This window comes from Caproiciproducens sp. LBM24188 (assembly GCF_054130445.1).
In genome coordinates, this window is record NZ_CP196862.1 from 2549639 (window position 1) to 2570602 (window position 20964).

General features: G+C 47.1%; 15 protein-coding genes. 1 reads left to right on the forward strand and 14 read right to left on the reverse strand.

The features are described from left to right. Positions 1 to 267: 267 nt before the first annotated feature. The 14 genes from ACSVDI_RS12045 to ACSVDI_RS12110 form a co-directional block, all read right to left on the reverse strand. Complete coding sequence (locus tag ACSVDI_RS12045; RefSeq protein ID WP_457943220.1) at positions 268 to 1242, reverse strand: ABC transporter ATP-binding protein; 975 nt, start codon at positions 1240 to 1242, stop codon at positions 268 to 270. Beyond that, positions 1243 to 2241 carry an ABC transporter ATP-binding protein gene (locus tag ACSVDI_RS12050; RefSeq protein ID WP_457943221.1) on the reverse strand — a complete coding sequence of 333 codons (999 nt, stop codon included), beginning with the start codon at positions 2239 to 2241 and terminating at the stop codon, positions 1243 to 1245. A gap of 8 nt (positions 2242 to 2249) precedes the next feature. Further along, positions 2250 to 3248 carry an ABC transporter permease gene (locus ACSVDI_RS12055; protein WP_457943223.1) on the reverse strand — a complete coding sequence of 333 codons (999 nt, stop codon included), beginning with the start codon at positions 3246 to 3248 and terminating at the stop codon, positions 2250 to 2252. A 10-nt stretch (positions 3249 to 3258) separates the two neighbouring features. Then, a complete protein-coding gene (locus tag ACSVDI_RS12060; RefSeq protein ID WP_457943225.1) occupies positions 3259 to 4212 on the reverse strand; it encodes an ABC transporter permease in 954 nt (317 codons plus the stop codon). A 197-nt stretch (positions 4213 to 4409) separates the two neighbouring features. Next, entirely contained in the window at positions 4410 to 6137 is a 1728-nt protein-coding gene (locus tag ACSVDI_RS12065; protein WP_457943226.1) for a peptide ABC transporter substrate-binding protein, read from the reverse strand. A gap of 592 nt (positions 6138 to 6729) precedes the next feature. Continuing rightward, a complete protein-coding gene (locus ACSVDI_RS12070; RefSeq protein ID WP_457943227.1) occupies positions 6730 to 7923 on the reverse strand; it encodes a DHHW family protein in 1194 nt (397 codons plus the stop codon). A 15-nt stretch (positions 7924 to 7938) separates the two neighbouring features. After that, positions 7939 to 9330, reverse strand: coding sequence for an MBOAT family O-acyltransferase (locus ACSVDI_RS12075; protein WP_457943228.1), 1392 nt, complete (start codon positions 9328 to 9330; stop codon positions 7939 to 7941). Positions 9331 to 9625: 295 nt separating this feature from the next. Beyond that, a complete protein-coding gene (locus tag ACSVDI_RS12080) occupies positions 9626 to 12391 on the reverse strand; it encodes a hypothetical protein (RefSeq protein WP_457943229.1) in 2766 nt (921 codons plus the stop codon). Positions 12392 to 12870: 479 nt separating this feature from the next. Next, a complete protein-coding gene (locus ACSVDI_RS12085) occupies positions 12871 to 14187 on the reverse strand; it encodes a hypothetical protein (protein ID WP_457943230.1) in 1317 nt (438 codons plus the stop codon). Positions 14188 to 14260: 73 nt separating this feature from the next. Beyond that, on the reverse strand, positions 14261 to 15697 hold the full coding sequence (locus tag ACSVDI_RS12090; protein WP_457943231.1) for an MORN repeat-containing protein: 1437 nt from the start codon (positions 15695 to 15697) through the stop codon (positions 14261 to 14263). 170 nt (positions 15698 to 15867) lie between these two features. Further along, positions 15868 to 17232 (reverse strand): hypothetical protein, encoded by a 1365-nt coding sequence (locus ACSVDI_RS12095; RefSeq protein WP_457943232.1) that lies wholly within the window; start codon positions 17230 to 17232, stop codon positions 15868 to 15870. A 146-nt stretch (positions 17233 to 17378) separates the two neighbouring features. Next, complete coding sequence (locus ACSVDI_RS12100) at positions 17379 to 17879, reverse strand: prepilin-type N-terminal cleavage/methylation domain-containing protein (protein WP_457943233.1); 501 nt, start codon at positions 17877 to 17879, stop codon at positions 17379 to 17381. Next, entirely contained in the window at positions 17876 to 18334 is a 459-nt protein-coding gene (locus ACSVDI_RS12105) for a type IV pilus modification PilV family protein (RefSeq protein WP_457943234.1), read from the reverse strand. The genes ACSVDI_RS12100 and ACSVDI_RS12105 overlap by 4 nt, the downstream gene beginning before the upstream one ends. Further along, positions 18324 to 19958, reverse strand: a complete 1635-nt coding sequence (locus tag ACSVDI_RS12110) for a hypothetical protein (RefSeq protein ID WP_457943235.1) — start codon at positions 19956 to 19958, stop codon at positions 18324 to 18326. Before ACSVDI_RS12110 ends, ACSVDI_RS12105 begins: the two co-directional genes overlap by 11 nt. A gap of 399 nt (positions 19959 to 20357) precedes the next feature. Here ACSVDI_RS12110 and ACSVDI_RS12115 point away from each other — a divergent pair, with 399 nt between their 5' ends. Next, positions 20358 to 20813: a prepilin-type N-terminal cleavage/methylation domain-containing protein gene (locus tag ACSVDI_RS12115; RefSeq protein WP_457943236.1), complete on the forward strand. Its 456-nt coding sequence runs from the start codon at positions 20358 to 20360 to the stop codon at positions 20811 to 20813. Positions 20814 to 20964: the final 151 nt, after the last annotated feature.

Here is a 20964-nt window from a genome sequence, read left to right on the forward strand (position 1 = left end):
GATTTTGCAACTGGAAATGTTGTTTTATTCGTTTTTCCAGCCAATATTGTCACTTTTAACAGAATATGTCGGATTTAGAAACAGATTGTTCACATTTATGAAATATCTTATCTTAATAATTGCAAATTTCTTTTGTAGGTATAACTTTAAACCAATGAAGCATGCGCCTGGATTAATTTTGGATTCATTGAATTTGCAAGTTTTACTGAAAAAAGCGGCACACCAAAACTTGGTGTGCCGCTTTCTGCGGTAACTTTATTTTTTTGTTCAAACCTTTTCCTGCTGCTGAACCATGTGGCAGGAAACAAAATGGTTGGGTTTTACCTCACGAAGCTTCGGCGATTCGGAGCGGCAAACATCCATTGCATAGGGGCAGCGATTTGCAAACGGGCAGCCCGGCTTGGGGTTAATTGGGCTGGGCACGTCGCCAGTAATCGGCTGAATCTTCTTCTGTGCTTCCTCATCCGGATCCGGAATCGGAACAGAGGCAAGCAGTGCCTGGCTGTACGGATGCAACGTATGGGCATAAATCTCATCGCTGTCCGCCAATTCTACCAAATTGCCCAAGTACATAACAGCGATCCGGTCAGAAATATATTTCACAATGTTCAAGTCATGGGCAATGAACATGTAGGTCAGACTGAGCTTTTTCTGCAGGTCTCTCAGCAGGTTGATAATCTGGCTCTGAACCGACACGTCCAGTGCAGAAATCGGTTCGTCACACACAATAAATTCCGGCTCAATGGCAAGCGCGCGGGCAATACCGATACGCTGGCGCTGGCCGCCGGAAAATTCATGAGGAAAGCGATTGGCGTGTTCACGGTTCAGACCGACCGTTTCCAACAGCTCATAAACACGCTGCTGACGCTTTTCGCGATCATACATGTTGTGAATTTCCATACCTTCGGAAATAATGCTTCCGACCGTCATACGGGGGTCGAGCGAAGCATAGGGATCCTGGAATATAATTTGGGCCTTTTCCGAATAGTTATAACGGTCCTTGGTATGTTTCAGGTTGACTTCCTTACCCCGGTAGCTAATTTTGCCCTTTGTCGGATGGTAAATTCCCATAACAACACGGCCCAGGGTGGATTTTCCGCAGCCGGACTCGCCGACCACGCCTAAAGTCTCACCTTTATAAATATCGAGCGTAACATCATTCACGGCAACGAGGGTCTGCTTATTGCCCAGATAGAAATGCTTCGAAATATGGTCAAGAGTAATCAGCTTTTCTTTTTCCAATTACTTTTCCTCCTTTTTGCGGGGAAAATCAGGATGCAGGCACCAGCAGGAAGCAGTATGCCCTTCGTTAACCGTAAATTCCGGCGGCTGGTTGTCTTTGCACAAACGCATGCATTCACGGCAGCGGCTTGCAAAGCCACAGCCCTTCGGCGGCGCAAACAAATCCGGAGGAGTGCCGGGAATCGAAATCAGATCCTCATTTCGGTCCGTATCAACCGTCGGCAGGCTGCGAAGCAGCGCCTTCGTATAGGGGTGCGATGGGTGGTAGAAAATATCCTGAACCGTACCCTGTTCCACAACCTTGCCAGCATACATAACGGCCACGCGGTCCGCCAAATTCGCCACAACGCCAAGGTCGTGGGTAATCAGGATAATCGCGGTTCCGGTTTCATCGCGGATTTTGGCCATAAGCTGCATAATCTGCGCCTGAATAGTAACATCCAGCGCCGTGGTCGGTTCGTCGGCAATCAACAGCTTCGGTTTGCAGGCAAGTGCCATTGCGATCATCGCGCGCTGGCGCATACCGCCGGAAAACTCGTGCGGATATTGATTGACGCGCTCTTCCGCGTTCGGAATCTGAACCATTTTCAGCAGACGAATCGCTTCCTTACGGCATTCCGCGTCGGAAAGATGCTTATGCTTCTTTAATGTTTCCGTCAGCTGTTTACCGACCTTTTTGGTCGGGTTCATGCAGGTCATCGGGTCCTGGAAAATCATGCTGACCATCTGGCCGCGAATCTCCTGCATTTCTTTCTCTGATTTTGAAACGATATCCATTCCGCAAAGCGTAATGCTGCCGCCCTTAATGCGGGCCGGCGGCATTGGATTCAGCTTCATAATCGTCTGGGCGGTCACGCTTTTTCCGCAGCCGCTTTCTCCAACAATCGCAAGTACCTCTCCCTCGTTTACATGCAGGGTCACACCGCGGACGGCATGAACTTCCCCGGCATAAGTATCGAAGGATACTTGCAGATTTTCAATATCTAAAACTCGATCCATCTCGAATATTACCTCCTTAATCTGGGGTCGAACGCATCGCGCATCTGATCACCCAACAGATTGAAGGCGAGCATGGTGATGCTGATAAACAAAGCCGGGATCCAAAGCTGGGAGGGATAAATCTGGAAGACATTAATGCCGTCATTGGCCATAATTCCCCAAGAAGACTGCGGCGGGGCAATGCCCAGGCCCAGCATGGAAAGGAATGCTTCCGTAAAAATAACGTTTGGAATATCCAGCGTAACGTTCACAACGATCAGGCTCAGCATGTTCGGCGCAAGATGCCGTGCAATAATGCGGGCGGGTTTCGCTCCCATGGATTCCGCAGCAATCAGGAACTCCTGATTGCGCAGGCTGAGCACCTGGCCGCGAATCAAACGCGCCATTCCCGTCCATCCTGTAATGGAGTACGCAATAATAATGGTCATAAGGCCACGGGGCAGTACGATAAGAAGAAGAATAACGATAATCAAATAAGGAATACCGCTGATAATCTCAACGGCACGCATCATCACGTTATCCACAGCACCACCGAAGTAACCGGAAATGCCGCCGTAGATAATACCAACGATGCAGTCAATCAGCGCCACGGCAAAGGCAACCGTCAGGGAAACGCGCGCACCCATCCAGACACGAACCCAAATATCGCGCCCCAACGTATCGGTGCCGAAAATATGTACTTTCTGATTGACATTGTCAACCCACATGGGTGGCTGGTTGGAATACGCTACATTCTGCTGTGAAAAATTAAAAGGACAAATTGCCGGTAAAATAATGGAACCCAAAATTAAGAGAACCAGTATAGCAAAACAGAATACGGCAACTTTGCTCTTACGCAAACGGTTAAACGCATCTTTCCAGAAGCTTATGGAAGGACGTGCGATCACTTCCATGCCGGCTTCATCGGTACCAACTTTCGTAAATTCAGCCGCGTCAATGTGGCTGTCTATAGTATATTGAGACTCTGCAGAGTTATTCTCTGCACTAGGCGTCGCTTTCTTTATCATTTCTATACACTCACTCCTTGCTTCCGGTAAGTTTCACTCGTGGATCAATCAGGCCGTATACGATATCAACCACTAAGTTTGCCAGTACAAGGAACGATCCATAAAACAAAGTGGTTCCTGCAATTGTTGTATAGTCATTCATCTGAACACACTGAACGAAATATTTTCCAAGGCCTGGAATGGCAAAGATATTTTCTACCACAAAGGTTCCTGTCAAAAGAGCGGCAACCAACGGACCCATAATTGTAATAACCGGCATCACCGCATTGCGCACGGCATGCTTCCACACAATCTCGCTCTGGCTCAGGCCTTTTGCTTTCGCAGTCTTAATGTAATCCTGATTCAGAACGTCGAGCATATTGGTACGCATCAGTCGGCTGATGGTCGCGATCGTGCCAAGGGCCAGTGAAAAGGCCGGGAGAAGTTTCGTATTGAACGCACCCCATCCCATGACAGCGAAAATCTGCATTCCCGTTGCCTGATAAAGCTGGAGTCCGAGAGAATACTGTAACAACGCACCAAGAATAAACGACGGAACGGAAACGCCAATCAACGCGAGGAGCATGGTGAGCGTATCCCAAACCGTACCGCGCTTAACAGCAGCCACAACACCAAGCAAAATACCAATAATGGTCGCAAAAATCAGGGCACGGAAACCCAATTCTGCGGAAACCGGGAACGCCTGCATGATAATTTGCAGAACAGGCCGTTTGTCCAGCAGAGAAACACCCAGATCGCCCTTTAAAATATTTTCTAAATATTTAACGAACTGTACCGCAAGAGGCTGGTCCAGGCCGTATTTTGCATACAGGGCCGCCTTGATTTCCGGCGGAATCGCTTTCTGCCCGGTAAAAGGATCACCGGGGAGCATATGCATCAGGATGAACGTGACAACAATTAAAACAAAAACCGTTATCGCGGCATAAAGAACTCTTTTTAATATGTATTGAACTTGCTTCGGCAAGTACAATCAACTCCTTCGGTTGGATTCATTGAGGACATTCCGTCTGCTTAGCGCTTAAATTGCTGGCTTTGCTTGTGAAAACCGCAAAAAATCAGTTTAACCCCTCAATTTTGCGGTTTTCACAAGCAAATAGAGCCACTTTAGCATGGCTCTATTTGCATCAGCCTATAAAGTTCAGGCGGCAACGTCCGCTAAGATTATTTTTTTGTCAGCTTAGCGCCATCCGTGTAATCTCCAGGCCATGACTGGAAACCAGTGAGGGTAGCACCCGTGAACTTCTGGGAAGTGGTGTAAGGAATTACGCTGAAGTAAATCGGATAAACCGGAGCATCCTGCTGGACAGCGAGCTTCTCTGCTTTCATCAGCAGTTCCTGACGCTTAGTAACATCGGCTTCTTTTGCTGCGGCGGCAATGGTTTCATCGTATTCCTTGCTGGAATATCTACCGTAGTTGCTGCCGTTGTTGGTTGTGAACAGATCCAAGAATGTCATTGCATCGTTGTAATCCGGAGCCCAGCCTGCATATACAAAGTCAAAGTCTCCGCTGTTCATCGCTGCAACACGAGCCTTAAAAGTAAGCGGCTTCAATTCAACAGAAACACCAAGGTTGGTCTTCCACTGTTCCTGGAAGAAAGCGGTATCCTTTGCAGCAGCGGTTGTATTATCGCTGATGAATACCGGCTTCAGCTGGTCAATCGTCATGCCAACTTCTTTCAAACCTTCTTCGAGCAGCTGTTTTGCCTTGGTCGGATCATATTTCAGAGAAATATCGCCTCTGGCCTCAGCATACTCACCATTGGCACCGGCAATTCCGGGAGGAACAATGCCTTGTGCTGCAATCGAACCATCTTTACGAACGTTCTTTACAAAGCTTTCACGGTCAATCGCCATACCAAAAGCCTGGCGGACTTTCGCATTATTAAACGGTTTTCTCTGGGTATTGTACTGTACATACCAGTTGCTGCAGTCAGCATAGGTAACATACGGTTGCCCCTGTGCCTGCATCTGAGCCAGGGAGTCAGCACCCAGGGTCATGAAATCCAACTGGCCTGCACGGAAGGCATTCATGGTAGCATTGGCATCTTTCATCATAACCAGTTTGATCTTCGGAATGCCAACTTTGTCTTTATCCCAGTAATCAGGGTTTTTCTCAAGCGTAATGTGGTCGTCGTGCACCCACTCAACCATCTTGTAAGGCCCGTTGGTGACAAACTTATCCATGTCTTTCGCATACTTATCCGCACCGGCGGCTTCAAATGCTTTTTGGTTAACCGGCAGATAAGTCTGGAACGAGAACAGCTGAAGAGCATAAGGAATCGGGTTGACAAAGGTTACTTCCAAGGTATAGTCATCCGGTGCCTTAATGCCAAGGCCGTCTTCTTTAATCTTTTCATCATAATAATCCTGGCCGCCTTTAATGTTATCGGTCAAAATAAAGGCGTAGGAAGAAGCAGTCGATTTCTTCATCGCGGTGGTCCATGCAAAAACGAAATCCTTCGAAGTTACCGGCTCGCCGTTGGACCATTTTGCATCCTTGCGGAGCTTAAAGGTGTAGGTCTTTTTATCTTCACTTACCGTATAGCTTTCCGCCATATCCGGAACCGGATTGTCGTTTGCATCCAACTTCATAAGACCGGCCATTGTTTCACGCAGAATATTCGCGGAAGCCGTATCTGTTGTCTGCATGCTGTTCAACTCTGGGGGCTCCTGAACCAAGTTGATTGTAATCATATCTGCGTCAGGAGTTCCGGCGTATTTGCTTTTGGAAGCCAAATCGGCAGCGGCAACGGCGCCAGTGCCCGTTGAACTTGCTGCGGAAGCAGTGTTGCCCGTACCGGATGCCGCAGAGGATGCGGTGTTATTGCCGCAAGCGGTTGTCGAAACCATCATGGCACCTGCCAACAGTAATGCAATGATCTTCTTCATAAAATCCCTCCAAAGATTTTTGAATTTGCTTTATAAATTACCCTGCACCGATACAGTCCCTTAAAACCGTACTATGCAAGTCAAAGCCTTTTGAAAGCGACTTTGCTTTTCCAAGATACCCCTGTGTGCAAACATTTAAAAGGATAACGATTGAGTTCATTCTTGTTTGGAATGCAGTTTGCCGCTTTTATACTTTCAACCAGTAAATAGATGAAGTATTCCTTTAAAATGTACTGTAGGACACACTCATCGTCGAGCGTGTCCTACACCATCCTTATACTTTGAAATATTATAGCAATAATTTATGCATTTTTCAAGATATACAAGAAATTTATTTTTGTTTAATTCACTAAATCAATGAATCATTTATTGGTTTAAATCAGTGTTTTTTCCAGATTTCATGCGGTTTTTGAGTTTGCGCTTTCAGAATGCCTCCGAATCTGAAAAGGTAAATATTTTGTAATAAAAATGCCTAAGAATAATTTGAAATCGAGTGTTGCATTTTTGGGGTCCGATATTCAAAAAAATGCCACATAGATTTCCGCCCTTCTTAAGGCCGGATTTCGCTCGATTCTGCATATAAATGAGCGGTTCAGCGCTGGAGAAGCCGGTTGCCAACCAAAACGTCACAAAGCTGCTTAATACTATAGATCGCGGCTGTTTCGGTAATTCCATTTTGTCGTATATAGGAATAAATATCCTTATTGTAATATCTTAAGTCGATTATATGAATTTCCGAGAAATTTGTGGCTAAAAATGGTACCATACTGTTTGCATAGGAGTCTTTCAAGATCAATAGCTTTTTCCCATTTGTCTGAACTTCATTTTTCACGATATCCACGCTGTGGTTTCCTCCGAGAAAAACGGAGTACTTATCCTTTTTCTCCAGATATTCTTTCCAGTAAATCGAATCGTGCACCAAATTCCCGGTGGCCTGGCTCAGCTTCTCAGCTTTCTTATATACAGGCAGATACACCGTATCCGGCTGCTGGTTGGATAAAATTGCTTTTGAGTAAAGCGTACCGTAAAAGGAGTCAGAGGCTTTCTGGAAATCGAAGTCATCCTGTTCAGCCGGAGAATAACCCATTTCGGTAATCAGGACACGATAGCCCTGATAGGCCCCATACGAGTTCCAGTGATGGTCCGTTTTATAGTAATAATCCTGACCGTCTTTGTCGCTCAACGCTTCAAATACGTCAATTACCTTCGCAGATTGCCCCAGCGTTGTTTGCAGCGCGTTTAATTCTTCCCTCTGGTCATGGTTCGGCGCGGAGTAGGGCAGCTTATCCGGCTGCTCCTGCGAGCCGGACGGCACCGGAAGCACATAAAACGGTACCTGCGCTTTTTCGGCAAAAATTTTGAAGCCGGAAACGTTACGCTGAAATACATCTGTCCGGTTTGGCAGCAAAACCTCATACAGATGCCCGTCTTTTCCATAATAGATCCCGCCTTCAGCAGGTACTTTGCTGTAATCCGACGCCAAATCCCGCCTGCCGGTCCACAGCTGCGCCCGCGTATTTAAAGAAACAAAGAATTTACGCAGCATAAAATGATCGCCCACAAAGGCTTCCACGGAATCCATAAAGCTGCCGTCGCGCACTGATTCCAGCGTTACGGTCGGAAAAGATTCCAACACGCGATTTTCATCTTCTGAAAAGGTCTGTTTTGGGGCAAGAGCCAAATACAGAATTCCTACAAGAATCGTCAGAAACAAGAACACGGTAATCGCCAAGGAACCAGGTTCACATTTTCTGCTCTCATTCTTTCCTTTTTCAAATAATTTCATGCTCTCACCTATCCTTTAAAAACGGAAGTAAAGGAACGGATTATACGAATTGTTCACCAGACTGGACAGCGAAAGGACAAATAGGGCTATAAAACCGGCGCACCATATCACCCGACCGGCTACTCCGCTCTTTCTCAGCCTTTCGGTCAAGCGTCCTACAACCGGCGTACTGCAGAGCGCAGCCACGATAAACAAAGGCAGGTAAGTAATCAGTGAATACCTTCCAAGGCTGTCCACACCGCATGCAAAGCCGAACATTGCCCCAAGCACGCCAAACGCCTTTTGTATGTCGGTATAGGAAAACAGCACCCATCCGGTAACGGCAGCTAGAAACGCATACAGCCACCGAACAAACGCAGGAACTCTGTCCAGTAGTTTTTTTAAGAAAAGCTTCTCGCATATAATCAGAAGGCCGTAATACGCGCCCCACAGGGCAAAATTCCAACTTGCGCCATGCCAGATCCCGGTCAGCACCCAAACAACGGCTAGGTTTCTGACATTTTTCAACACCGAACAGCGATTCCCACCTAAAGGAATATAAACATATTCCCGGAACCATGAACCTAGTGTAATGTGCCAGCGCCGCCAGAATTCCGACACGCTCTGCGAGATGTAAGGATAGTTGAAATTTTCCGGAAGCGTAAAGCCGAACATCTGCCCCAAACCGATTGCCATATCGGAATATCCGGAAAAATCAAAATAAATCTGGAACGTAAAGGCCAGTGCACCCAGCCATGCAGAAAGCGTGGAAGGATCCCCAAGGTACTGTATCTTATCCGCCAGTTGCGCCAGATTGTTGGCAATTAACACTTTCTTGAACAGTCCAACCATAAATCGTTTGGAACCGGCTGTAAACTTTTCCAGCGTTTCCTCCCGATTATGCAGCTGGTCGGCCATAAATTCATATTTGATAATCGGTCCAGCAACAAGATGAGGGAAAAAGGAAATGTAAGTACCAAAATCAATCACATTACGTTGTATTGGGGCCTGGCCACGGTAAACATCTACCGCGTAGGAAAGCGCTTCAAAAGTATAAAAGGAAATACCGATCGGCAGTACTACCTGCGGAGGCGGTACGGACAATCCGGTTATACCGTTGAAAGTTTGTACTAACAAGTCGGAATATTTAAAGTACCCGAGAAGGCCAACATTCACACAAATACTCATGACCAAAATCCATCGTGCTGCGGTCCGATTGTCGCGAAAATGGTCGAGTAAAACGCCGACAAAATAATCGAAAAGCGTGGTAAACAGCATAATGAAAATAGAAACCGGTTCGCCCCACGCGTAAAACACCAGACTAAATAAAAAAAGACACAGGTTTTTCCATTTGCGCGGCACAGCATAGTAAGCAACCAGAACCAAAGGAAGAAAGACAAACAAAAAGAGCAGGCTGCTAAAGATCATGGCCATGTTCCTTTCTGTAAAACACGATATATTTCAAGTATGCACTATTTTTCTTCATTGTAACGGAATGCATTTCTATTTTCAAGGTAATTCCATGAATTAACTAAAACAAAAAACAGCGAAATCCACCCGATTTGCGGCAAACCGAGTGGATTTCACTGTTTTAGGCTGTTAGCTTTTGGGGCACAAAGCAGCGGCTGGGCAAAAGCCCAAACCGCTGCTACGCAAATACAACTACACTTATTTTGTTGAGATAGTAGTAATCAAATTAGGAAGAAACCTTGTGCCAAATTGCTTACGCAACTGTAGCAACATTAACCTTCACGCCATTGACGTATACGCCAGTAGCAGCGCCGGATTTTGCGTTAGCAACCGGAGCAACTGTGAAGAAGTAGTCATTGCCAACCTTGCTGATCTTGGTAACGCTGAAAACGTTGCCAGTACCGAAACCGAAGCTCGGAGCTGCGGAAGCGGTGATCTTGTAGGTGTAAGACTTGCCAGCAGCAACCTTAATTGCAACAGTGGTGTCGCTCTTGAAAGCAGGAGCGCCAACGGAAGCAACAAGGAGTTTTGTGCCGTTGAGGTATACGCCGGTAGCAGCGCCAACCTTACCTGTCGGAACGAACTTGTAGAAGTAATCGTTGCCGTTCTTGGTGGTTGTTACAGCGAACACACCAGCGGTGCCAAGTGTTACAGACGGCGCTGTAGCAGAAGTAACCTTCATGGTGTAGCTAGCGCCCTGAGCAACCGTGAAGTTTGTGGTTGTGTCGGACTTAGCATCCGGAACTGCGATAGCGGTCAGAGCGATTTCAGCAGAAGCATAATCATCGATCTCATCGCCGTCTTCGTCAACCAGTTTCGCTGTCAAAGTAGCTTCATTTTCAGAAGCAAAATCGGAATCAATCCTAAGAACCTTAACTGTTGCAGTATTGCCTGTAGCAGTTACCTGGAACACATCATCATTGCCATCCAGTTCCCAAGCAATCTTCGCATCGGTCGGAATGGTGGTTCCGGTCGGATACGCAGTTGCGGTAAAGGTTTCGCTATAGTCTTTTGCAATTCTGGCGGATGTCTTGTTGACCTGTACGCCAGCAAAGGTCAAGCCATTAATCTTAAAGGTATCAATGGAGTTGCCGGTAGACTTCGCAACAGTGAAGCCAAAGTTGTTCATGTCGTCTACATCAAGAGCATCAGTTTTAGCAGTGTAAGCAACCATGCCATTGGCAAGATTTGCATCTGTCAATTTCAGGGTAACACCGGAAGCAGAGCCATCAACATAGAGTTTGCCAGCAGCAACTGCCAAAGTGCCGTCGCCGTCAATTGTGTTAACGTCTACCTTATCAGTAAACTTAAGAGCAGCATCATCATCAACAGAAATTGCATCTACATTAACATTTCCATTAATAACTGCGTCAGTGTCTTCTTCCTGAGCAGCAATAGTTGTGTTAATTGCATTCTTCAAAGACGGCACCGTGCCAACGAACTCATCAGTATCGCCGAGGGCAAGTCTGCCAACATAATAGTCAAAATCAACAGACTTCAAAGTAACCTTGTTACCAACTAATGTAACATCAGAATCACCAGTCACCGTAATATTACCAACGGAAACCTTGGCGCTATCAACAGAAGAAATCGTCAAACCTCTCTTGGTCTTAATGTCGCCAACTGTGATTGCAGTTTCATCATCAGAAGGTTCAATTGTAACCGTAGTTGCGTCATCCTTCATCTCAACATTGCCAATAGTACCACCAGCAATATTCAGGCCAGAATCCTTAACCGTGATGTTCCCGGTCTTACCGTCTTCAACAGAAACACCAGCATCAGCCGTAATGTCGCCAATAGACGCCTTATCACCGGTAATAGAAACAGAACCCTTTACATCAATCGTATTGACTGATGCATCACCAACAGACAGAGCACCGACTGTACCGGAAATCTTCTGGAGATTGGATTTTTCACCTACAGAAACAGACTTTGTGCCATCAGGGAAAACAACTTCTGCATTGGTCACAACAACATCTTTAGCAGCTTCATCTGCATCTGCAAGATACTTATTTTTGATACCTTCCAAAACAGTAGAGCCGCCCTTATCTGCCTTTTCGATTACGAAAGAATCTTTTACGAAAGAATCAGGATCTTCCGTAGCTTTTTTCATAGATTCTACGAGTGTAGCGACATCTACTTTCTTTTCAATCTTGCCTTTAAAAGTAGTCTTGGTATCATCATCTTTCTTGCCATCTGCATCATAGCTTGTAGCAGTAATTGTTACATTACCTGTAGATGCGTCGTCACCAAATTTAGTAAAATCATCGTTAGGCTGTCTACCCGCAAACATTGTAATCACGCCGCTATCATTATCTACGGTAGCGTGAATGTTTGTGTCGTTGCTGATATCAACAAAGATCTTGCCTTTCAGAGCATCTTTATCTTTATCAGACAGGACCAAATTTTTCTTTATTTCATAAGTTGCTCTGGCATCCGCTCCAGCCTTCGGCTGATAGATGCAGGCCTCTTGTTTGCTGCCAGCGGTCTGGGCAAAAGAATCCAACTCATCGATTTCATCGCCCGGTTTTTCATAACCGGAATCCTTTTTACCGATTACAAACTTGTCGGCAGCGAGTACATGAATCGTATACTCTTTCTTTACCTTAACAGTAATTTTGTTGTCATCGTCGTCTGTGTAGCTTCCTTTCACAAGAACGGAAAGAACTTCTTTACCAGACTTTTTAGAATCTCTCAGGGTAAAGGTAACATTGGTGTCATCAATGTCCCATCTAACGAGAGAGTCACCAGAAGCATGAGAAATTGAGGAAACCTCAACATCGGATGCAGACTGAGTACGATCCAAGGCAGTCAGTTCCTTACCATTAAGTAAGTCGACTTTATACTGCCTTTGTTCCTTAGTTTCTCCACCGTTGACAAGATAAATCTCATCTTCGGTGAGGTCGACTCTGCCTTCTACTGTTTTGCTGTAAGCAAAAGCAGAGATGCCTGAAAAGCTTGTTACTACAAGTGCGAGCGCAAGCACAAGAGAAACAACTTTTCCTGTGATTTTTTTCATCCTTTTTGTCCTCCTTAAAATAGTTCGTTTTGCATTTGCGTGTGCTATGAGAAGTTAACATACATGTGTTCGCCATGGGTGTTAAAAATTCTCCCCTGACTCGCATGATACAAGTGACAACTGCCTTGCACAAAGAGCGCCAGCAATGCCGCAGTCACCTGTACCGCCCATATGTTTAATTGGATTATAAGATATTTGGCAATCATTGTCAAGTAGATAATGGAGATTATTTTCTATAAAAATTACCTGTAATCTCGCCGTTTTCCAATTATTTTTCCACATTTTAGCACACATGATGCCATGCAAGGAAGAACGGATGAAAATACTGTGAAGGAAATATGAAATCATTGTGAACATTTCGATTTTTCGTCAAATTATTCTTCTTTTTCTTGTCTATTATTTAGTCGCGTCAATGAATCCGTCAACAAACAATCCACATTTTTGTTTATTCCGCTGAATCTTCAATTTCCCTGATCGATTTAAAAATTATTCGCCGCCGGCTTGTCATCACACAGGCAGGCGCGTTCTCCGCCGGAGGACACCACACAGATTCGGCAGGGTGCCTGCCCGCGTGCCGACGAATCCCGGTATGTTTGGCAATACGGACATTTAATGGTTAACCCCGGGCGATCCGGAAGGTCATAGCAGCAGGCCACACGGTTGCAAGAACACCCGCTGCTTTGGTACCACGAACAGGCGGCGCAGTTGGTGCAGTGCTTAATAGCGGGAAGATCGACGTATTCGGCGGCAATGCTGCCGCCCTGCTGGTAGTCACCGTTGCTGATGAGAATATGGGACGCGCTGATTTCGTTCAGCAGATGGCTCCAAGCGCTCGCCGTGCCGTGATGCGGCGCCTTTATAATGTAATAGGAATCGTACAGAAAGTCGGCCACCGCGTCCATGCTTTCCGGGGTCGCGTCCCCTGTCATTAAAATATCGTCCAGACTGGCTTCCTGCGTACGCCGATTCTGGAAAATCACGCTTGCCGCGTTCAGTTCATCCGAGTAAGCCGTACGCGTCGATGGTCTGCTGAGGATTTCCGCAATATCCGGTGCAGGGGGCAGCAGCTGCAGCTGAGGAATCAACTCATCGATCCTATTTAATATGGCAGAAACCCGGGCAATCGCCTCCTGCCGAACCGGTGCAGTCATGCAGCACGCCAAGTAAGCCGCACAGAATTCCTCCTTCAGCCGCATAAAGTTCCTTGCACACTGTGGAAGAAATGGCGAGCTGAGACAAATGTTCATGTCCTCCACCGCGCTCGCGAACAGATCGGTAAATGGAAAATTCTCTCGCGCAGGCCAAAGGACGTCGTAGGTAACGCCGTCAAACAAGAAGCTGTCGCCCTGTTTCAGCGCGTAGATGCGATTGGCCCCGGTGAGCTTTGCCGTGCGTTCAAAAATTTTCAGCGCGCTGATGTTCACCTGCGAATAATCGGTCTGGCGGCTTAAAAAAGCGTAAACAAACAGCGCAAATTCCAGAAGCAGCGGCTTACCGCGGCTGTCACAGGGGGAAGCAGGAAAGAAGATACGCCCGAAATAGTCTGGATTTGCCTCCAGAATCCGGCGCAGCCCGCAGAGATGGTCGCGGTGATAATGGGTCAGCAGAAAGCTGCGCGCAGTGCACCCCGCGTAGCGCCGCAAAATGGAAGGATCAACGTATGCGGAAAATTCCACATCCCCCTCGCGGATTTTCTGGTTGCTGCTACCGCAGTCCACCATTAAAATATCATGGTGGGCGCCGCCCAGCACGACACATTCCCCGTATTCCACATTATGCAATTCCAGCCACTGCATGGAAAACCTCCGTAAAGTGCTTTTGGTTTACAAACATATCATCCCGTAAAGTCCTGATTATGAATGAAAAGGATTATTGCTTTACATCGGAACGAACTGCACTTTCTTCCTTGTCCTGCTCATCCGATTCCGATACAGCCGTTTCGTCTTCAATCCGTTTATACCCTGAATAATAATGGTCGTCGCGGAATTCACCCGAAAAAACAATTTCACCGTTTCGGAATTCCGTGCCGTGGCCATGGCGTTTGCCATCTTTCCATTCACCGGTATAAATCAGGTTGCCGTCCGCGTCAAACGCCGCGCCGGGGCCTGTTGGAATATTGTTTTTCCAACGGCCAACAAAAATGGAGCCATCCCGCGAACTGAACGCAACGCCCGTGCCGTCGCGGAGGTTCTCCTTCCAATTTCCAGCGTAGCAGAGCTTTCCGGATTTATAATAGTATACGCCGAAGCCGTCCCGTTTCCCGTCCACATAATTGCCTTCATAGGCCGTGTTGCCGTTGCTCATCTGGGTGCGGCCGCGTCCCTGGCGCAGACCGTTGATGACTTTTCCGAAATAAAGGTAGCTTTCCTCTGCACTAACCACAATGCGGGTGGCCGCGCGTTGAACGCCGGGAGCAACTGCAGAACTAACCTGCGTTTTGCCGCCGATTCCCCTTGCTGCAACTGCGTATTTCTTCGGCGCGCTCGCTTCCACGCTGTAAAGTTCGTGATTGGCGTGGTAATCCTTTTTCTGCACCGCTTCCGGAATCCACACGGATTTCGCAGTTTCCGGCACGGAAAAGGGAACCTCCTGCGGTTCCGGTTCCGGCTTGGGCACCGCATTTTCTATGTAAATAAAATGAAGTTTTGCGTCCGGTTCTTCCGGCCACACCGGTTTTATGCTGCGTTCCCCCGATTTCAGGTCATTTAGCACCGCGGCACGACGCGCCGCTTCCTGCGCAGGGCAGTAACAGAAGCTTCCTCCGTCCGTCCGGGCAATCACTTCCGGCTCGCCGACAACAGCATTCACCAAACTCTGCTCTGCGCTGCCTGCGGTGTATGGCAACGGCCGCAGCATTGTTTTTTCATACCGCTGTGTTTTTTCACAATAGCGTAGCAGAAAAAGGCCGCCACTTTGCTCCGGTTTGAGCATCGCCGCCGGCCTTGCTGGATCTCCCGCATAATAACAGGTTTGCAGCCAATGATGATTTGCGCCAAAACGCGCTTTGGAAATAAGCTCCCCCGCCGGATTCCACGTAAGAATGGAATATCCGTCCCGGTCACGGTAGGACTGTTGTAAGATCAATTTCCCACTGGTTTTCCGCCACTGAAAAACACCGTGGCCGATTTTGTAGCGGGTCCGGCATTCCGCACCGGTTTCTACACTGCGGAGCTTTCCCGATTTTCCGTGTAAAGAGGAAAAATACTCCTCCCTCACCTGTGCCAAAAGGGTCTGTCCGTTCCCGTCAAACGGCCTGTAAAAGACATCAAAAAATACCGGGGTATGGGAATCGTCCAGCAAAGGCATTCCGCTCTCCCCTTTCTAAGTTTTGTATGATTTGTATGATCTTACCTTATTATATAAAAAGCGACAATTTCGCGCAAGTTATTTCCAAATAATATTGCCCTGAATTAACCTGCCAAAATAGGATTTATGAAGAAGGACAGGTTGCTTTCATTCCATACCGAATAGAAGACTTAAAAAGCAGCCGTGTCCGCAGAATTTCCCTTTCTTTCATAAAGATTGCAAAAATAACCCGCACCCGGCATGGCCCAATCATAAAACATCACATGCATAGCACCTGCGCTTCCGCCCGTCCGGATACTATCCTGCTGATCCTTCCGGTCGCAGATACTGTTCGCTAATGGAGCAAACAGCTTAACGCGCACACCCCATTTCGTCGCGGTTCGCTCGTCCAGTGCGAATTCATGATACAGAAATTTGCAGGGATACTGCAGCGTATAGAAACAATTGCAGGAAACGTTCGGAATAAACGGTGACGTGCTGGTGTAGCCGTATTCAATATTGATCGGCTCGCCGGCTTCGGATGGATACAGCGTAAACCGGAGCATCAGATGCTTTTCCGAGGCTTCGCTCCCATCATCCTCTTCTTCCTGAACTGTAATAAACTGATGCAGGGACTGATAGGAGGTATTTTCCTGTTGATTAACATAATCGGTCAGCGGCTGGCCATTCACAGAGCAGGAAAGCTCATGAAAAGCGGTTTCAATGATGTTTTCCGAGGGCAGATGCATGGAATTATTATAATAGGTTTGTGATACTGTGAAATCCACCGGCTGCATCGTCTGCGGAACAATCTGCTCGCGAGCTGTCATCACACGGGTAATCTCGGTTCCATCGTCCGAAACGGAGATTTGCTCACTTCGGCGGATCATGCTGTAAAACGGTTGGTTTACCTGAGAGCGAAAGAAATCGTTCATCATTTCAAGGTAGGAAAAATCGCTGTGGTACTGGGCCAGCTGACGCCGAACCGAGGCGGAATATACCACATTCACAAGCTGCTTAAGCCGTTCGCTGCTCAGCACATTCTGATTCACCATATCGCAGATTTTCTGGTAAACCGCTTCCGAATGCATATTGCTGTGGCTCATTACCCAGTTGTCGTATTCCTTTTCGGAACTGAAGTAGGACTCTTCATAACAGAGCTTCAGCAGTTCCGGTATCATACCGGTATAAAGCTTTTTGGCTTTTTCCTCTTCCACGGCATTGGTCGCCGTAATGACGGAAACAAACCGGGACAGGGAGTCCGATAAGATATATTTTTCCCCCAGTGATTTGGCGTAATCGATAAACAGCAGCGCCGTGGCCTTGGTGGGCGCAAATTCCCGGAGAACCTCCGCAACAAACTTCGATGCCATAAGGCCCGGGTGCAGGCCAGCCGGCAATTTTTGGGTACGGCTGTGGCGCAGTTTAGACAGAGCGGATTCTGAAATATTCAGGATGGCCGCCATGGATTTGTTGCTGACTTCAAGCGGCTTTGCTGCTAATGATGAAAGAAAAATGTTAAATAAAAAAGCTATTTTCTTCTTCTTTGCGGTCAATTTTTTCACCCCCTTCACTCTAAATTAATGCGAATCCATTCGAATCGAAGGATAGCTATATAATTTATCGTTCCGAACGTAAAAAATTTGACACGCAAAAAGTACGGACTCACCCGGTTTAGCGCCACAGACCAAGAACAGCCCGTTTACAATTTCAAAAAGAGAACCGAATCCCCCCGAACGGTGAATGGTGCAAGAGAATCCGAGGCATCATTGTTCAACGCGATTCCTCCGGTCAAACGGTAACTGCCGTCCTGTGATACAATGGTGTAATGCAGCACTCCAGCGGAAACCGAAACCTCTATTCCGGAAATCCCATCGATGGACGCCTCGTTTGCCTGCGTTTTTCCGCTGTCCGACACCGTTTGCCGGGTAATTTGTACGGCATTATTCCTTACGGAAAAGATAACGCCGTTTTTGTCACTCTCTGACTCAGAGGAAACCGCGGTTGCTGTAGCCGCATAACGCTGAAGGTAACTTTCTGCAAGGGCCGCCCTCTGCTGGTTAAACGCGCTTGCTGAACCGCTCCGAAAGCTGTGTGCCGCGGCATACAGCGCGCCGCAGGCCGCGGTGATAATGACCGCCGTAAGCGCGACGGAAACAATCAGTTCGACCAGTGTAATTCCTTTTTTTCCGCGAAGCGTCATGCTGCATCACCGTCCTTTGCCGCAAATGCGGTAAGCTGAACGTATTTTTTCCCGCCGTTGTCGGTATAGGCGACCGCCACCTGAATTCGGTATCCCGAAATTTCCGAATCATCTCCGGAAAGCGTATCGTCGTGCACCGGCGTAATGCAAAACTGCTTGTCCACATCCTTGGCCGGAAAATCGCCGGAATCCACCCGCTGTGCACCGGAAACCGCAACCTGTGCCGCCTGGTCTTCGTCCTTGCCATGCAGCATGGTGATCAGCGTATCCGCCAGATTCTGCGCCTGTGCGGCGGCGTCACCCTGTGAGCTTTGGGACAAAATCGCCCGTTGGGAAAACCCGATTCCCGTCAGCACGCCGGTGACCACAATGGCAAGAATCAGCACCGCGGCAATCACTTCCACTAGGGTTGCCCCTCGTTTGCCATGCAGATTCCGCATCTTTTTACAGTCCATCGGTATATACACCTCCGGTCGCAGAACCACCGCCAGATTCACCGGAACCACCGGACGGCGGATCTTCGGGTTCCGTGCGTTCAAAAAACTTTTTTGCACGATCGCTGAGCAGATCGGTTTCCGGAATATCATAATACCCCGCCCGGATAAGATAGGACCAATTTTCATCGCTGTCATAATCCGGATAGACGCGAAGATCATTCGGAACATAGAGCTTTAATGTATCTCCGTGCAGCGGTCGTAAAATGAACTGAGTGCTGTCCGCCTTCTGGTGACCTGTAATGGCCGGACGCTGGTCTGCGCTGCCGTCCGCCTCGTCATCCTGAAATGCCGTACTGAGCGAAATCGTATCCGCCTGAAAAACAACGGTTTTATTTTTAGGGATGATTAGATTTGTCTGGTCATTCACATAGCGCATAATAATCCGTTTTGCTTGGTAAACGCCCAAATTCGGATTCGGATTTCCAGATTTACGAAAGGCATCTTCCCAATGGTCACAGGAAGCGATATAAAAATACACCGTGTTGCCGGTAAGACTGTATGCTTTTCCGTTGGACAGGTTACTGGGACGGCCCTTACTCACTTTTCCACCGTCATCGGTCCAGACGGAACTGTAGTTCCAGGTTCCTTGCTCCGAATCCATAAAATTCGCGTAATTGTCCCGAATAAAATTCACCTGTTCCTCATTCACAAAACTAGGAAGGAACGCTGTATCCACCCGAGTGAGCAGAACGTTTCTATTTTCGTTTGTTAAATCAAATAGATTCATACCATCCTGAAAATAATAGTAGCCGGATGGAATAGCCACCTTGCGTTTGAATGCGTTTCCGTCAATCTGTAAAGTACAGTTTTGGGTAAAACAAAGGACGCCCTTGTCCGAGGATTTACTTTTCAAAATCAAAGTGCTGTAATGCGAAGCATCCAAGCTATTGTTGCGGTAATCCTGCCCATAGATATTATCGCCGCCGATACAGATAAAATCGGAAACAATACTGGACCGGCTTTCCCTATAAAATTCAATCGGCCTAGGGGAGCCCATGCAAAAAACCTTCGGCGCTGTTAAGCGGTTCTCCGTATTCAAATTTCCGCTTCGAAGAAGATTGAGGAATACCACCGGATAAACCGACTGCACTGAACCGGAAATGTAAGGAGCTTCCACCTCATTGAAAACTTTTGTGTCCCCGTAACCAATACCAGAAACAAAAAATTCATAAGGCGACCCGCCGGAATTTTCCCCGCCCGATTCCCCCAGACGGTACCCCAGTCTGCGGACGCGGTCGGAAGAACGGTACCGGGCGGCGGCCTTGATGGTTCTGGTGCTTGGGTCATAAACAGCGACCGCGTTCTGCGCGCCGGCAGAACCGATTTTGAATCCGGCCCCACTTCCGGTAGAAAGGATGGAGAAGCCCTCATCTTCTTTTTCCGGGTAATTGGCAAGGTACGCCCTTCCGTATTCAATAGCAGATTTCGCGTCAAGGTATGCTTGACGGCTTTCCAAACTGTTCTGGGAAGCATTCAGGTTTGCGCCCGCCACAGAAATCAGCCCCGCCGCCAGAATCAGCAGAGCGGCCGTGACCATAATCGCATACGCCAGAGCGGCGCCCCGTTTGGAACTGGCTCTCATTTTGAACGTCCCCTTTCACAATTTTATAGGAATTTATACCAAAACTGCATTTGGCTAGAAGCCTTTTCGCATCCAGTTTCCCCACTTGTCTACTTTTTGATTATAGCGGGATTGTGTACTTTTCGCAATCATTTATAATTCTTTCCTATAAAATTATCAGTATTTTCCGCCTTTTCGACCAATTTGCGCAATAAGGTCACACTAACTTTATTTTTGGCCAACATTTTGTAATTATTATACAATATGTGACTGTAAAATCATAAATTAAATAATTATATTGCATAATGAATTGAGGGATTGACAGACTAAGAAAGCAGTTTTATAATAATCAAACTAGAAGGTGTTTGTAAAAATATTACGCAAATGGAAAATAAAACTAAAATGAAAGAGGTATGCCCCATGAAAGCCCTGATAAAATCCAAGAACAAAAAAGGCTTTACCCTTGTGGAACTTGTTATCGTCATTGCGGTTCTGGCCATCATTGCTGCCATCGCGATTCCGACAGTAAACAATGTTATTGATTCCGCAAATAAGAGCGCCGATGAGGCCAATGCGCAAACCATTGAACTTGCACTTAAAACGGCTCATGCAGAAGCAACAACAAAAACTGCAACCGGTTCTCTAACAAACATTTCGGTAGACGAATTAACGGTAAAAGATGCATTGGAATACAACAATATTCTTAACAGCAAGAGCGAATTACCTGATTGTAAGCAGAGCGACTATCATTGGTATTATACGGCAGGAGGAAAGATTGTTGCTGCCAAATCAGCTCCATCTAGCACCTATTACCAATTACAGCTATCCCAGAAAGTCACTGATGTTTTATCAGGCACTGCACCTTCGAAAACCTGATTCGAAAAGCTATTGATACAGCAAGCCCCGGAGTCCGGGGCTTGTTTTGCTTTTCAAATCCGCAATGTTTCGATTGATTGACGTGCTCCTTCGTATTTGATATTCTGTACTTGATATAATATTATAGTTCTGAATTCTGCTGAAGTGTGGT

What these genes read in the sequence shown, in the direction of transcription:
- ACSVDI_RS12050 (WP_457943221.1), bottom strand. Translation starts at nt 2,241, where the DNA reads ATGGATCGAGTTTTAGATATTGAAAATCTGCAAGTATCCTTCGATACT.
- ACSVDI_RS12090 (WP_457943231.1), bottom strand. Translation starts at nt 15,697, where the DNA reads ATGCCTTTGCTGGACGATTCCCATACCCCGGTATTTTTTGATGTCTTT.
- ACSVDI_RS12100 (WP_457943233.1), bottom strand. Translation starts at nt 17,879, where the DNA reads ATGACGCTTCGCGGAAAAAAAGGAATTACACTGGTCGAACTGATTGTT.
- ACSVDI_RS12085 (WP_457943230.1), bottom strand. Translation starts at nt 14,187, where the DNA reads ATGCAGTGGCTGGAATTGCATAATGTGGAATACGGGGAATGTGTCGTG.
- ACSVDI_RS12075 (WP_457943228.1), bottom strand. Translation starts at nt 9,330, where the DNA reads ATGATCTTTAGCAGCCTGCTCTTTTTGTTTGTCTTTCTTCCTTTGGTT.
- ACSVDI_RS12105 (WP_457943234.1), bottom strand. Translation starts at nt 18,334, where the DNA reads ATGGACTGTAAAAAGATGCGGAATCTGCATGGCAAACGAGGGGCAACC.
- ACSVDI_RS12080 (WP_457943229.1), bottom strand. Translation starts at nt 12,391, where the DNA reads ATGAAAAAAATCACAGGAAAAGTTGTTTCTCTTGTGCTTGCGCTCGCA.
- ACSVDI_RS12070 (WP_457943227.1), bottom strand. Translation starts at nt 7,923, where the DNA reads ATGAAATTATTTGAAAAAGGAAAGAATGAGAGCAGAAAATGTGAACCT.
- ACSVDI_RS12110 (WP_457943235.1), bottom strand. Translation starts at nt 19,958, where the DNA reads ATGAGAGCCAGTTCCAAACGGGGCGCCGCTCTGGCGTATGCGATTATG.
- ACSVDI_RS12055 (WP_457943223.1), bottom strand. Translation starts at nt 3,248, where the DNA reads ATGATAAAGAAAGCGACGCCTAGTGCAGAGAATAACTCTGCAGAGTCT.
- ACSVDI_RS12065 (WP_457943226.1), bottom strand. Translation starts at nt 6,137, where the DNA reads ATGAAGAAGATCATTGCATTACTGTTGGCAGGTGCCATGATGGTTTCG.
- ACSVDI_RS12115 (WP_457943236.1), top strand. Translation starts at nt 20,358, where the DNA reads ATGAAAGCCCTGATAAAATCCAAGAACAAAAAAGGCTTTACCCTTGTG.